Genomic DNA, 13120 nt, shown 5'->3' with positions numbered 1-13120 from the left:
CGTCCCCTAGGGGATTCGAACCCCTGTTACCGCCGTGAAAGGGCGGTGTCCTAGGCCTCTAGACGAAGGGGACTGAATTCTTTCTTCGAAACTAAGTTTTCGAATTTTCAGTCCGAAGCTGCGTTAACAACTTCAGCCTATATCAAACCACATCTCAATGTGACTTGGTGGAGCCAGGCGGGATCGAACCGCCGACCTCCTGCATGCCATGCAGGCGCTCTCCCAGCTGAGCTATGGCCCCATCATGGTACCAGTCATTTTGTGTGACTGTTCCGTGACAGCGGGGCGCATTCTAGGCATCCCCCCCTGTCATGTCAACGCTTTTTTTATGAATTTTCTCTGTTTGCTATAAAAGTAAGCGCTTTGTCGATTCTCTCGCCAATTTTCTCTTTTGAGATAAGATTCAACGTGATATCTAACGACGGTGAATTACCACCACCTGTCACAGCTACACGCAGCGGCATACCTACTTTCCCCATGCCCACTTCCAATTCTTCGGCTGTACTGTTTATAGCAGCCTGAATATTTTCTGGGTTCCACTCTTCAATTGCCATTAATTTATCTTTAGCAAGCTCTAATGGGCCGCGAGCTACTGGGCGAAGGTGTTTTTTTGCTGCGTTCGCATCAAAATCTTCATAGTCTTGATAAAAGTACGTAGAAATCTCAGCTAACTCTTTTAGCGTTTTTACTCTATCGGCCTGAATAGCAATTATAGATTCAAGCGCTGGGCCTGTCGTTAAATCAACATTCAACTCTTCAAAGTGCCATTTAGCGTGTGACGCAACTTCACTTGCTGGTAATGTCTTAATGTAGTGTTGATTCAACCAGATTAGCTTTTCTGTGTTAAATGCCGATGCAGATTGCCCAATGGCATCTAAGCTGAATTTCTCAATCATTTCATCAACTGAGAAAATTTCTTGGTCGCCGTGAGACCACCCCAACCTAACAAGGTAATTAAGCACAGCTTGCGGTAGGAAACCATCATCGCGATATTGCATCACGCTTACAGCGCCATGACGCTTAGATAACTTCTTGCCGTCATCACCCAAAATCATAGAAACGTGAGCATATTCTGGAACAGGTGCACCAAGCGCTTCAAGAATATTGATTTGACGTGGCGTGTTATTAATATGGTCTTCACCACGAACTACGTGAGTAATACCCATGTCCCAATCATCAACAACTACACAGAAGTTATATGTAGGGGTACCGTCAGAGCGCTGAATAATAAGATCGTCTAGCTCAGTATTGCTAATCTCGATTTTTCCACGCACGTGATCATTGATTACCACTTTGCCTTCTAGAGGGTTTTTGAAGCGGATAACAAAAGGCTGACCTTCTGGGTGATCCGTTCTGTCTCTCCACGTACCAGGGTAGCGAGGCTTCTCACCACGTTCTTTTTGCGCTTCACGAATCGCATCTAACTCTTCAGAGCTCATAAAGCATTTATACGCTTTACCTTCATTCAAAAGCTGCTGAATAAGTTCTTTATATCTATCGAACCGCTCAGTCTGATAGATTGGACCCGTATCCCACGTTAAACCTAACCATTGCATTCCGTCTAGAATGGCCTGCTTTGCTTCTTCAGTTGAACGCTCGATATCTGTATCTTCAATACGAAGAACAAACTCGCCGCCTTTGCTTTTAGCAAGAAGCCAAGAATAAAGCGCAGTTCGTGCGCCGCCAACGTGAAGATAGCCTGTTGGGCTGGGTGCAAATCGTGTAACAACCGACATGGTCACTCTCTATTGTTAATGTATTTCTAAAGTTGGGCGCATTCTACCAGTGTAAGCGCGACTTCAAAAGTAAGATAAGAATAGAAGGAAAAAGAAATCTCTTGAAGTAGTTTAGATGGTACGAAGAAAGTGAGTTATAAAGTGGACAGACACTTATTGTTGAAGCCCACTTTTTCAAAATTCATTTCTTGCTGAAGTGGACACACACTCAGATAAGTCCAACGATCAGAGAGTGACAGAACCGATAATAGCTTCAAAAAAGTAAGTGGGTGTCCGAAAAGACCAGGTACTTTGAATAAAAAGATACTGCACGCACTTTATCAGGTTTACGTGAGTGTCTGTCCTTTCTCCTTCTCTCCTTTGTTTTTTCGTTGCGTGTTTTTTAAGTGGGTGTCCACTTTGCGCTTGCACTTTGTCCTTGTTTGCCACTTCTTCTTTTAAAAAATGAGTGTGTGTCCATTGTGCGAGGCCAATTTAATTATATGTTTGTGGTAAATAAGTGACTGTCCACTTCAATTCCACCCAAGCTCCCCCACAAACTCCGACTAGCTCGTGTAAACCCACGCTGCAGTTTTTGTCTATCGATGGATTCAAAACGCGATTAAAAACGCTGTTCTTTTCATCAATTTAGTTAAGATGCAGCCAGAGTGTCTAAAATTCGGGCACACAGTCATTTTTCTTTAATTTTATTGTTGACACTAACGGAACCGACTCTATAATACCGCCCCACTTGCTTAGGCAAGCTTTAAAGAAATATGGACGCTTAGCTCAGTTGGGAGAGCATCGCCCTTACAAGGCGAGGGTCACTGGTTCAAGCCCAGTAGCGTCCACCACTTCTTCACCGTGGTTAAACAGTGAAATCAAAAAATATGGACGCTTAGCTCAGTTGGGAGAGCATCGCCCTTACAAGGCGAGGGTCACTGGTTCAAGCCCAGTAGCGTCCACCACTTCCTCGCCGTGGTTAAACAGTGAAATCAAAAATATGGACGCTTAGCTCAGTTGGGAGAGCATCGCCCTTACAAGGCGAGGGTCACTGGTTCAAGCCCAGTAGCGTCCACCACTTCCTCACCGTGGTTAAACAGTGAAATCAAAAATACGGACGCTTAGCTCAGTTGGGAGAGCATCGCCCTTACAAGGCGAGGGTCACTGGTTCAAGCCCAGTAGCGTCCACCATCCCTCTCAATATATCAATCTTTAGAAACACAACAATTTAACTATGTCTTAGTCGTTGTCACGTTAAAGCATTTTGGCTACTCCTACACCAAATCCAGCAATCATTATCAATAACCAGTACTGAAATTCAGCTACGAGCAGCTTCCATTATGCGATAGTCTCCATAAAGAACTATACTTAAGGTGTACTTACCGTGATATGGTAAGAAAAATAAGGGTTCTCATGTTTCAGAGGCTACTAATTGATGAAACTACACTTAGCTAGAAATACTAAGTTGTTAATTGCTGAAGACCAGGTGCTGGCGAAAAGCCATATGCACTATGCACTTGAGCAGTTAGGTTTCAAGAACATGAACTATGTTGATAGGCCCTCTCATGCCCTTTCGGCACTACAAGAACATGATTATGACGCCATTATCTGCTCTTATAATTTGCGCTCTGAACAAGGCGGTTATTTTTTACTTGAGCAACTAAACGAAACTCAATCACTACCCCTCACCAGCGCATTCATCTTCACCAGTGCAGATACCTCAGCAGAAGTCGTACACGCCATCATAGAGTTACAGCCGGATGAGTTTATCGCTAAGCCCTTTTCGGTTAACGAGTTAGACAGGCGACTTTCCAGAGTTTTATCAAGGAAAAAAGCGCTAAAGAATATCTATTCATTCATGGATAAAAAGGACTACGAAAAAGCCCTGGCCGAGGTTGAGTTCTTTCTATTGCAGCCTGAACAAGCCGAACACTTTCCGCTAGCGATGAAGATTAAAGGCGATTTGTTGATTATCACAGAAAGGTTTCAAGAAGCCGTAGCCTTCTTTGAATCGATAATTAACGTTCAAGATTTTAGTTGGGCAAAAATGGGGATCGCGAAGAGTCTGTTGGCACTCAATGAATTGGACGATGCCGAAAGAGAAGTTATCCAGTTAGCAATGCGACCTGACTCTGCACTTGAGGCCTATGACTTACTCGCCAAACTACAAATTAAGCAGTCAGCTTTTGACGACGCGCTGGAGTGTACATCGCTGGCGTGCAATATCTCACCTCAAAACATTGCTAGACATAAGTTAGCGATAAATTTGGCGCGGATCACCCATGATTACGAAAGTCAGTTTAACAGCGCTAAAAAGGTGGTCCGCTACGCGAAAGACTCTATCCATGACAAGCCAGATATTTATTTAACTGCCGCAAGAGCGGGTGTTGATTTTGCTATGACATCTGAGCCCGAACACGTAAACAGCATAGTTAAACAAACTAATGAGTATTTGCGACAGTTGAAAAAGGCTCACCCGAAAGCAGCCTTAAACGATGAGCTGACGGTGATTGACGCGCGTCTTCATTATTTGAAAGACGACACAGTGAAAGCACAAATGCTGTTGTCAGATTTTCACACTGATCATGCCCAACACCACTCCACAGAAGCCTTGCTTGATAGAGCCAAAGCCCTTCATGAAGTAGGAATGAAGAAAGAGTCCCTTGCGATTTTAGACGCCATTTCCTCAAGGCAGGATGAGGAGAACGATGAATTAAACCTCATGGCCACCTATTTAAAACAAGAGAAAGAAGAAAAAGAAGCGATTACGCTAAGCCCTAAAATACTTAACAACACCGCCGTTGCACAGTATAAACGGGGTAATTTAGAGCAGTCTTACACAACATTTGCTCAAGCGTTCCGCGTCATGCCTAAAAACCCCTCTATTGCGCTTAACTACCTTCAAGCAATAGTAAGGGCCCGAAAAGCTAACGCGCCTATGCTTCCCGACACCCTTTCGGCCATCAAAAAATGTAGAGAAACACTCGAGTCGGCAGCTTTGTCAGAAGATCAGTATTCTCGCTACGAGAACGTAAAAAGCATTCTAAAGAGCGAATGATAACGTCAGTCATTCCCCTCGCCCTTCTTATACCAATACGATTACTTAATTAGAGTAGACGACTACTGTCTCGTGATAGAGTTTGTCTTTATACTCAAGCTCGTGACTAAACGTCATCCCTAGCTTTTTCATAATATTGATAGACGCACTATTTTGCGGGTTAGCAATAGCAGAGAATTTTTCAACACCTATATCATACAGCGCTTCTTTAACAGACTCCGCAGCCTCTGTTGCGTAGCCCTTGCCCCACGTATGGCGCTTAAAACGCCATCCTAGTTCCATATTGTCACTTTCGGGGTGTTGAGTAAAAAAGCCAAAGGGTCGAACTAAAATCCAACCAATGCTTTCCTTTTCGACTAGCGTTTCCACGCGCCACAGTCCCCACCCTAGAGCTGGATTGGAATAGGCTTGGAAACGAGGAACAAAGATTTCCCGAATATCTTCCTTAGAAGACTTCTTGCCACCGTTGATATATTTCATGACAAGCTCATCTTGATCGAGCTCCCATAAAAAGTCTGCGTCTTGTTCGGTGATATAATGGTAGGAAAGACGCGCACTGTCCTTGATATGCATATACTTCCTTTATCGTTATTATTTTTAATATACTTACACCGCTGAATATAGCTCATTTTTACAACAAACCAAACTTATTCGATGTATTTATTTTGCCCTACATTTTCCTTTAACGTAGAGCCAATTAACTAGCCTCCCAGCATGGCAAGGTGCTTGGTTGCCCCTGTTTTACCTTCATGCAAATAGTGTGTTTCGTGTTTTTGACCGAGCACATCTTGTAAAAAAGCGACCACTTCATCCACATTTCCAGTGGCAAGAAGATGTCTCATGTCTATTCCGTTTTCACTAAACAAGCATAGGTGTAGCTTTCCTGGGGCAGAAACACGTAGTCGATTACAAGTTTTACAAAAATCTTTGCTGTAAGGCATGATTAAGCCAATTTTACCGGCATAGTCAGGGTGGTAAAACTCTTGCGCTGGCCCCGCATCTTTTCTACGCAACAAAGGCTGCCAGCCCATTTCTAACAACGTACTTTTTAGCGGCGTACCACTTTGATGTTGCTTATTGAAAAACTGATTTAAGTCGCCTGTCTCCATTAGTTCTATAAACCGGAGCGTTACTGGCATATCTTTTAGCCAAGCAAGAAACCTATGAAGACGGCTATCTGAAAAATCGTTGAGTAAGACAGAGTTCACTTTCACGTCTAAGCCGGCATCAATCGCTGCGTCTAACCCTCGAAGTACAGCTTTAAGCTTGTCTTGTCCTGTTATAGCGGCAAACTGACGGGGATCTAAACTGTCAATACTTACATTTACTTGGTGTAATCCTGCTTCTTTCCACTGATGCGCAAACTTTTCCATTCGCGCTCCGTGTGTTGTCATCGCAACACGTTCGATACCAGGCGTATTACTTGTTAGCTGTAAAATATCAAGAAAGTCTCTTCGCAGCGTTGGTTCGCCGCCTGTTAGGCGCACTTTCGACGTACCTAGCTTAGCGAAGGCTTTGAGCAAGGTATCAATTTCGTTTAGCGTCATAAACTGATCGCTCGTCGGGCCTTCATATCCGTCTGGCAAACAGTACTGACAACGAAAGTTGCACGCTTCGGTCACTGACAAACGTAAATAATGAAACTGTCTACCGAAACTATCTTCTAACAAACTAACTCCTTAATCCTGTGCTGCTTAGTCATTCAATTCACGGCTTTCTCAATCTAACAAAAGCCAGTAAAACATTGAGTAAATAACAAGGTAACTAAATTAAACTACCTCTAGTGTACGCGCGGTGAAACCAAAATTAAACACATTCATCGCTATAAATAAGACCATTTTAATCTCTAGCCTATTTCAAAACGTACTTCAAAAAGCGAAAATCGCCCTACACGAGCAGGTTAGCTCAATATCTATTACATCGTTTACGAAAAGCGATTTTTTGAATCAGCGCGTTCCTAAGACTGTAAACACAATAATAAAGCACACTATAAAATGAGAAAAAACCGTTTTCCTACCAATGTCGACGAACCTGTTAAATGGCACGTTCTCTCACAGCTTTGGCCTTATCTCCTAGAGTTCAAGCACCGTGTATTTCTTGCTCTACTCTGCCTAGTAGCAGCAAAACTTGCCAGTATCGGCCTACCCTATGTATTGAAATACACTGTCGATAGCTTAAATGGCGACCTAACCACGCTTGCATTAGCGGTACCTATCAGCCTTATCGTTGCCTACGGAACACTGCGTTTACTGAATGTTTTGCTCGGCGAAGTACGCGACACGCTATTTGGACGAGTTACAGAGCGTGCCATGCGCCGCCTTGGACTAAAAGTCTTCAAACATTTGCACAACTTAGACTTGGGCTTTCATTTAAATCGACGCACAGGCGGATTGTCACGAGATATAGAGCGCGGTACCAACGGCGTAAGCTTCCTCATGCGTTTTATGGTGTTTAATATTGTTCCTACCCTATTAGAGATCACTCTTGTTGTAGGCTTACTCTTGTTTCAGTTTGGCGTATCTTTCGCGTTAATTATTGTAGTTAGCGTGGTGGCTTACATTGGCTTTTCGATGAAAGCCACGGATTGGCGCACTCGCTTTGTTACTCAGATGAATGAAGCAGACTCGACCACCAATTCCCGGGCGGTAGACAGCCTGCTAAATTTTGAAACCGTTAAATACTTTAACAACGAATCCTTTGAAGCCAATCGCTACGACACGGATTTAGCTGCATGGGAAAAGGCACGAAGAAAAAACCGCTTGTCGCTATTTGCATTGAATGGCGGCCAAGCCGCCATTATCGCTATCGCCATGACATCTATGATGGCAAACGCCGCCTTTGGCGTCATGAATGGCGAAATGACCATAGGTGACTTTGTATTGATAAACGCCTTCACCATGCAAATTTTTATGCCCTTAAATTTCTTGGGGTTTGTGTACCGTGAAATTCGAGGGAGCCTTGCGAATATCGATAAGTTGTTTGACCTTCTCGCCCAAACGCCGGCCATAAAAGATGCCCACGACGCTACAGAATTAACCTGTGCGAACCCTGCACTGCGATTTAACAATGTGCATTTTGCATACACTGAGAATCGACAAATACTTAACGGCTTAAGCTTTGATGTACCGCCAGGCTCAAAAGTAGCGGTAGTGGGTGAAAGCGGCGCAGGAAAATCAACGCTGATGAAACTACTCTTTCGGTTTTATGAGCCTCAACAGGGCGACATCACGATAAATGGAAAAGACATCGCATCGGTTACGCAACAAAGTCTGCGTTCACATATCGGCATTGTCCCTCAGGATACGGTGCTGTTTAACACTACCTTGCTAGAGAATATTCGCTACGGTAACCCTGACGCCAGCGATGAAGACATTAAACAAGTTATCAAACTCGCGCATCTTGAAGCATTTGTAGAAAGCCTACCTGAAAAGCTAGACACAACGGTAGGTGAGCGAGGCCTAAAACTTTCTGGTGGCGAAAAGCAGCGCGTATCTATCGCAAGGGCCTTACTTAAAGGCGCGCCAATCATGATTTTTGATGAAGCCACCAGCTCGTTAGACAGCACGTCAGAACGTGCGATATTAGCGGCCCTTCGCGACGCTGCTAAAGGACACACCAGCCTAGTCATCGCCCATAGACTGTCCACAATTGTTGATGCCGACAAGATCCTTGTACTTAAAAACGGTACCATTGTAGAGGAAGGGACACACACTTATTTGCTTGAGCAAGGTGGTGAATACGCAGCACTATGGCAAGCACAACAACGTGAAGATGAAGATCTCAACGAAAATTCCAAGTCAAAAGGTAATCAGTAAATGGACCCAACGCTTATTAAAGCCGCTATTAACCAAGTGATGCCCTTTGGCAAATACGCTGGAAGACGCCTATTTCATTTACCTGAACCCTATTTGGTCTGGTTTCACAAGCAAGGCTTTCCAGAAAACAAGCTTGGTGAACAGCTCGCTTTAATGTATGAAATTAAGCTAAACGGTTTAGAGTCTGTTGTAGAACCGCTATTAAATGACGACTAGCAATCACAAGGGGACTCACCGTCCCCTAATGGCAAAATGAGTAAACTCTAACCACACGATGATTTATGTTAGCAAGACCCAGAAAGCAACGTCGAAATGACGTAAACGAACGTATCAAAAAAATACACAATGCCATTGCCGACAAACTGATGTTGCAACCAGAACTATTCGAAGAAGTCGAAAAAACATTAGAAACCCGTTATCACAACAAAATGATGCGCTATGGAAGCTACCTTCTTTGGAAAGGAATAATTGAGGCTCGCCATCAACCAGACGTATTTAAGGCGCTTCTTTTGGCTGACGACGAGCGCACAGCCAACTTAAGAAGAGAAACCATCTTCGTCGGTATTTTAAGTGAAGATGAACGAGCCGCTATTTTTGCAGGTTAACCAATTGCTAGCTTAGCTTCTGGGTATTTAATGCGACTTATTCGAGGGCTGGCAATAAAATAAGCCAATGTTAAAGGCCCTAATCTACCCGCGTACATCAGTAAGATAATGATCCACTCACCACTGTTTGACAGCTCGCCAGTTAACCCTCTGGAAAGACCCACGGTCCCAAGAGCAGAAACCGCTTCGAACACGATATCCAAAAAGTCAGCTTTTTCTGACATTAATAAAAGAAAAATAGCTATCCACGTAATACCTATGGAAATCATCGTAAGCGCTAGCGCTTTGCTGATAGTGTCATTTGAAATTGTTCTGCCAAAAAGTCGTGGCGCAGCTCCCCGCTGAATATAGTTGTATGCGGCAATGATCAAAACGATGAAAGTCATCAGTTTTATACCGCTTGCGGTACTCATTGAGCCCCCGCCGATAAACATTAGCAACAACATTAGTGCTGTTGTTGGATCTTCTAACGAAGCTATATCCAGCGTATTAAAGCCGGCTGTTCTTGGAGTAACGGCTTGAAACCATGATGCCCATAATGCGCTTTGAGTATCGAGGTTCGCCAAGGTTGCAGGATTATCACTTTCAATAACAAAGATAAGCAAAAAGGCGGTTACATTGACAATTAGCGTACCCAATATCATTGTCTTGGCATACACAGAGATACGTTGCCATCTGCGCTTTTTATGAAGCTCTATCCAAACGGAAAACCCGAGACCACCAATAATAAATAATGCAGAAATAGTGATGTTGATAATCGGGTCTCCCACATAGGCGGAAAGACTATCCCCACTAAGTGCAAATCCTGCGTTGTTGAACGCAGAGATGGTGTAAAAAAACGCGTGAAATAACGCTTCACTTACTCCTTTTTCCTGCATCCAGTAGGCCGACAGAATACAAAAACCCACTAACTCAACGAAGAAGGCAAAAATCAGTACCGACTTTGCTGTAGACACAAGCGTTGATAAATCTGTTTGATTAAACGCCTCCTTCACTGCCGATTGCTGCAAGAAACTGATTTTACTTCCTAAGGCAATGAGCGTGACGATGGCAAACGTCATCAACCCTAGGCCCCCCAGCTGGATTAAAACCGCAATCACCGCTTGCCCAGCTGTTGTAAAAACAGAACCGGTATCGACTACCACAAGACCCGTTACTGTAACCGCCGATGTGGAAGTAAATAGGCTTTGGATCCACGAGATGGGCTCATGAGTCATCATTGGTAATTTTAGGATAACGGTGCCTAAGAAAATCACCGCCACAAAGCTTAGAGAGAGAATAAGGGGCGGCCCTACCTGAATTTTGTTGATACCTTTAGGCGAGCGCTCTATCGGTCTGTAGCCAGGATCCCATCTGTTCATTGTGCTAGCCTAGGCGCTATTTTAACAAGGTTCTCTCTATGGCCGCAGAGAATAACGGTATCTTTCGAAGTAACTTCAAAGTCTAATGATGGATTATGATGTAGCTGGTGACCTCGCTTAACTAACAAACAAGAGACTTGCCCCTTACCGACGGACAGCACGTCTTTTAAGCGCTGTGAAGAAAAGTGATCAGACAAAATGACATCAACGATATAAACGCCGTGCCCTATACCCAAGTAGTCATTCACCATTGGATAGTTAAGCGCTTGTGCCACCCTTGCTCCCATCTCTTCTTCAGGGTGAATAATTTTCGATACACCCAGCTTGGATAAAATAGCGTGGTGAGCAGAGCTATTAGCTTTCACCCAAATATTGGCTACGCCCAAGTTTTTTAGTGCTAACGTACACAGTAAGCTAGCTTGCATATCCTCGCCAATAGCAACAAGCACGGCTTCGCTCTGACACAAGTTTAATTCCTTGAGTGCACGCTCATCACTGGCATCACACACAACGCACTGTGTAAACTCACCTGCATACTGTTCAACCAGCTTTTCACTTTGGTCAATTCCTGTAACGGTGTGTCCCATATGAATTAACTCTAAACTGGCCGTTAAGCCAAACTTGCCAAGCCCAATTACACTAAAGTGCGACATTAATTAGCCTCCGGTTTATCAACCGCTATTCGGTAGCCTTGTTTAGGCATTGTCTCTATTAAATCTTTCTCGAACGGATCTATCTTCTTTCTTAGCTGTCTTACAAGAACGCGGATGTAGTGGGTATCTTCACTATGATGCAGACCCCATATTCTTCTTAACAATTCTTGCTGACTAATAAATGCCCCAGGCTGTTTTGTAAGCTCGTCAAGAAGCTGAACTTCTTTTGGGGCGAGCGCGATAACTTCGCCTTCAACGAGCAGCCGTCGCTCGGTAATATCCAATGCTATCTTGCCAATCTGTCGTGTGGGCGTTGTGGGCTCAACCACAGGATTGAAGTCTCTAAGCAGTACTTTCACCCGGGTGACAAGCTCCCTGATCCCAAAAGGCTTGCTAACATAGTCATTGGCCCCCCGGGACAACAGGTCGACTTTGTCTAACTCCTGATCTCTTGCAGACAACACGAGCACTGGCAGGCGACTGGATTCTCTAATACGTTTAAGTACTTCACTGCCCTCACCATCAGGTAACCCTAAATCGAGTATGACAAGGTCAGGACGGTGCTGATTAAACAATGACAAAGCTTCTCGAACCGAAGCAGCTTCAACACAAAGGTAGCCTTCTGCACCTAACGCAATGCTCAGCATCTGACGAATATTCGCATCATCTTCAACAAGTAGAATGGTGTGGCTCATTGCGCTAATCCCTTTTTGGAATTGTAATATTGACGAGAAGGCCTGGTGTGGTATTCGACAGCTTGATAGCACCACCATGGGCGTGAACTATGCCTGCTGCTACGCTTAGCCCTAAGCCAATGCCGCCTTTTCCGCTATCACTGCGACGACTGGTTTGAAAAAGCTGTACTGGCGCTTGAAGTTGTTCATCACTGATCCCTTCGCCTTTATCGGCTATTTGAAACTTAAACTCTCCATCAGAGTGGCTAACCATCAGCAATACACTGTCATCGCTGAATTTAAGGGCATTATCAATTACGTTAAATAAAGCTTGTTCAAACAGTGATTCAGACACAGTTATACCGTGACTGTCACTGTTGTTGATCACTTTTAGTCGACCACTGTTGATACGACTTTCAAGGTTAGCTAAAAAGGCAGTCAGGTTTACATGGGTTAAATTTAGCGCTAACGCGTTATGCTCAATTCGTGTGGCTTGAAGCAGGTTCTCAACGTAAACATAAAGGCGTTTACCTTCATCGTGAACCCCTTTTAACAGTGCCTGTCTCTCAATATCATCAAGCTTGTCTTGATATGTCATATAGGTTTCAACAGAACCGATAATGGTAGAGAGCGGCGTACGCAAATCGTGTGACACAGATCGCAGGACACTAGATTGCGTTTTAACAACCTGTAGTGCATGTTGTTGAGAATTGACGTAGACAGCAAGCTCGCTAATGAGGATGGCTACAATGATGAAAACGACAAAATTTATGCTGTCTTCAACTTCTGCAATTTGAAATGAGTGCAAAGGCTCGGTGAAAAAATAATTAAAGCTCAGTGCTCCGGCTACCCCTGCAAGCAAGCCGTAAAACCTTGAGGTCGTTAACGCCACAATAGCACACGCAAGCTGTAGAATGAGCAGAATACCGCCAAGGGGCAGTAACCAGTTGCTAAGTGCTAAACACCCTAAAATAGCCACAGCCATAATAAAGAGTGTATAGAAACCGTGTTTAAATTGGGTCATAGGTCAATCGTGTTTACTTCAACACAACGAGCATATCAACCTAACATCAAATATACGCGTAAAATTTAGGTAAAAAAAACGGCATCTCAATGATGCCGTTTCTTCAACTTGCCAATGCGATGTTGGTCACTTTAAGCATTACGCATTACGCATTACGCATTACGCATTACGCATTACGCATTACGCATTACGCATTACGCATTACGCATTAC

The 13120-nt window shown here is 43.9% G+C and carries 11 protein-coding genes and 6 tRNA genes; 8 read left to right on the top strand and 9 right to left on the bottom strand.

Annotation, left to right across the window (positions count from 1 at the left end; all coding sequences use genetic code 11):
• The 3 genes from AC0J2X_RS19705 to gltX form a co-directional block, all read right to left on the bottom strand.
• Window positions 1-73: transfer RNA gene (locus tag AC0J2X_RS19705), tRNA-Glu, on the bottom strand.
• 92 nt (window positions 74-165) lie between these two features.
• Window positions 166-241, bottom strand: a tRNA-Ala gene (locus AC0J2X_RS19700).
• Between the two features lie 85 nt (window positions 242-326).
• A complete protein-coding gene (gene gltX / locus AC0J2X_RS19695) occupies window positions 327-1736 on the bottom strand; it encodes a glutamate--tRNA ligase (RefSeq protein ID WP_342341390.1) in 1410 nt (469 codons plus the stop codon).
• Between the two features lie 757 nt (window positions 1737-2493).
• Here gltX and AC0J2X_RS19690 point away from each other — a divergent pair.
• The 5 genes from AC0J2X_RS19690 (at window position 2494) to AC0J2X_RS19670 (ending at window position 4776) form a co-directional block, all read left to right on the top strand.
• Window positions 2494-2569: transfer RNA gene (locus AC0J2X_RS19690), tRNA-Val, on the top strand.
• A gap of 38 nt (window positions 2570-2607) precedes the next feature.
• Window positions 2608-2683: transfer RNA gene (locus tag AC0J2X_RS19685), tRNA-Val, on the top strand.
• A gap of 37 nt (window positions 2684-2720) precedes the next feature.
• A tRNA-Val gene (locus AC0J2X_RS19680) sits at window positions 2721-2796 on the top strand.
• Window positions 2797-2833: 37 nt separating this feature from the next.
• Window positions 2834-2909, top strand: a tRNA-Val gene (locus tag AC0J2X_RS19675).
• A 244-nt stretch (window positions 2910-3153) separates the two neighbouring features.
• Window positions 3154-4776 (top strand): response regulator, encoded by a 1623-nt coding sequence (locus AC0J2X_RS19670; RefSeq protein WP_039227364.1) that lies wholly within the window; start codon window positions 3154-3156, stop codon window positions 4774-4776.
• 45 nt (window positions 4777-4821) lie between these two features.
• On the opposite strand, the gene AC0J2X_RS19665 is transcribed toward AC0J2X_RS19670, so the two are convergent.
• Window positions 4822-5349, bottom strand: coding sequence for a GNAT family N-acetyltransferase (locus AC0J2X_RS19665; protein WP_014948922.1), 528 nt, complete (start codon window positions 5347-5349; stop codon window positions 4822-4824).
• A gap of 128 nt (window positions 5350-5477) precedes the next feature.
• Entirely contained in the window at window positions 5478-6446 is a 969-nt protein-coding gene (gene moaA / locus AC0J2X_RS19660; protein WP_061485310.1) for a GTP 3',8-cyclase MoaA, read from the bottom strand.
• Between the two features lie 324 nt (window positions 6447-6770).
• Here moaA and AC0J2X_RS19655 point away from each other — a divergent pair, with 324 nt between their 5' ends.
• The 3 genes from AC0J2X_RS19655 (at window position 6771) to AC0J2X_RS19645 (ending at window position 9196) form a co-directional block, all read left to right on the top strand.
• Window positions 6771-8591 carry an ABCB family ABC transporter ATP-binding protein/permease gene (locus AC0J2X_RS19655; protein WP_283617595.1) on the top strand — a complete coding sequence of 607 codons (1821 nt, stop codon included), beginning with the start codon at window positions 6771-6773 and terminating at the stop codon, window positions 8589-8591.
• Complete coding sequence (locus tag AC0J2X_RS19650; protein ID WP_014948919.1) at window positions 8592-8807, top strand: DUF3820 family protein; 216 nt, start codon at window positions 8592-8594, stop codon at window positions 8805-8807.
• A 65-nt stretch (window positions 8808-8872) separates the two neighbouring features.
• The gene (locus AC0J2X_RS19645; RefSeq protein ID WP_472996365.1) at window positions 8873-9196 is read left to right on the top strand and encodes a hypothetical protein; all 324 of its coding nucleotides are present in this window, start codon (window positions 8873-8875) and stop codon (window positions 9194-9196) included.
• Here the strand turns inward: AC0J2X_RS19645 and AC0J2X_RS19640 are convergent.
• Genes AC0J2X_RS19640 through AC0J2X_RS19625 form a run of 4 tightly spaced genes read right to left on the bottom strand, consistent with a single transcriptional unit; the run spans window position 9193 to window position 12908 of the window.
• A complete protein-coding gene (locus tag AC0J2X_RS19640) occupies window positions 9193-10557 on the bottom strand; it encodes a TrkH family potassium uptake protein (protein WP_039227356.1) in 1365 nt (454 codons plus the stop codon). The genes AC0J2X_RS19645 and AC0J2X_RS19640 overlap by 4 nt on opposite strands.
• Window positions 10554-11210 (bottom strand): potassium channel family protein, encoded by a 657-nt coding sequence (locus AC0J2X_RS19635; RefSeq protein WP_014948916.1) that lies wholly within the window; start codon window positions 11208-11210, stop codon window positions 10554-10556. The genes AC0J2X_RS19640 and AC0J2X_RS19635 overlap by 4 nt, the downstream gene beginning before the upstream one ends.
• Window positions 11210-11905 carry a response regulator transcription factor gene (locus AC0J2X_RS19630; protein WP_049585909.1) on the bottom strand — a complete coding sequence of 232 codons (696 nt, stop codon included), beginning with the start codon at window positions 11903-11905 and terminating at the stop codon, window positions 11210-11212. Before AC0J2X_RS19630 ends, AC0J2X_RS19635 begins: the two co-directional genes overlap by 1 nt.
• 4 nt (window positions 11906-11909) lie before the next feature.
• The gene (locus AC0J2X_RS19625) at window positions 11910-12908 is read right to left on the bottom strand and encodes a sensor histidine kinase (protein WP_472996363.1); all 999 of its coding nucleotides are present in this window, start codon (window positions 12906-12908) and stop codon (window positions 11910-11912) included.
• Window positions 12909-13120 lie beyond the last annotated feature (212 nt).

The sequence above is a fragment of the Alteromonas sp. R7 genome, assembly GCF_055755235.1.
Note: the sequence above shows the minus strand (reverse complement) of the source record. Positions and strands in the feature narration are given on the sequence as shown.

Coding starts and splice junctions, on each gene's coding strand:
- gltX (WP_342341390.1), bottom strand. CDS start 1,736: ATGTCGGTTGTTACACGATTTGCACCCAGCCCAACAGGCTATCTTCAC.
- AC0J2X_RS19670 (WP_039227364.1), top strand. CDS start 3,154: ATGAAACTACACTTAGCTAGAAATACTAAGTTGTTAATTGCTGAAGAC.
- AC0J2X_RS19665 (WP_014948922.1), bottom strand. CDS start 5,349: ATGCATATCAAGGACAGTGCGCGTCTTTCCTACCATTATATCACCGAA.
- AC0J2X_RS19655 (WP_283617595.1), top strand. CDS start 6,771: ATGAGAAAAAACCGTTTTCCTACCAATGTCGACGAACCTGTTAAATGG.
- AC0J2X_RS19650 (WP_014948919.1), top strand. CDS start 8,592: ATGGACCCAACGCTTATTAAAGCCGCTATTAACCAAGTGATGCCCTTT.
- AC0J2X_RS19645 (WP_472996365.1), top strand. CDS start 8,873: ATGTTAGCAAGACCCAGAAAGCAACGTCGAAATGACGTAAACGAACGT.
- AC0J2X_RS19640 (WP_039227356.1), bottom strand. CDS start 10,557: ATGAACAGATGGGATCCTGGCTACAGACCGATAGAGCGCTCGCCTAAA.
- AC0J2X_RS19635 (WP_014948916.1), bottom strand. CDS start 11,210: ATGTCGCACTTTAGTGTAATTGGGCTTGGCAAGTTTGGCTTAACGGCC.
- AC0J2X_RS19630 (WP_049585909.1), bottom strand. CDS start 11,905: ATGAGCCACACCATTCTACTTGTTGAAGATGATGCGAATATTCGTCAG.
- AC0J2X_RS19625 (WP_472996363.1), bottom strand. CDS start 12,908: ATGACCCAATTTAAACACGGTTTCTATACACTCTTTATTATGGCTGTG.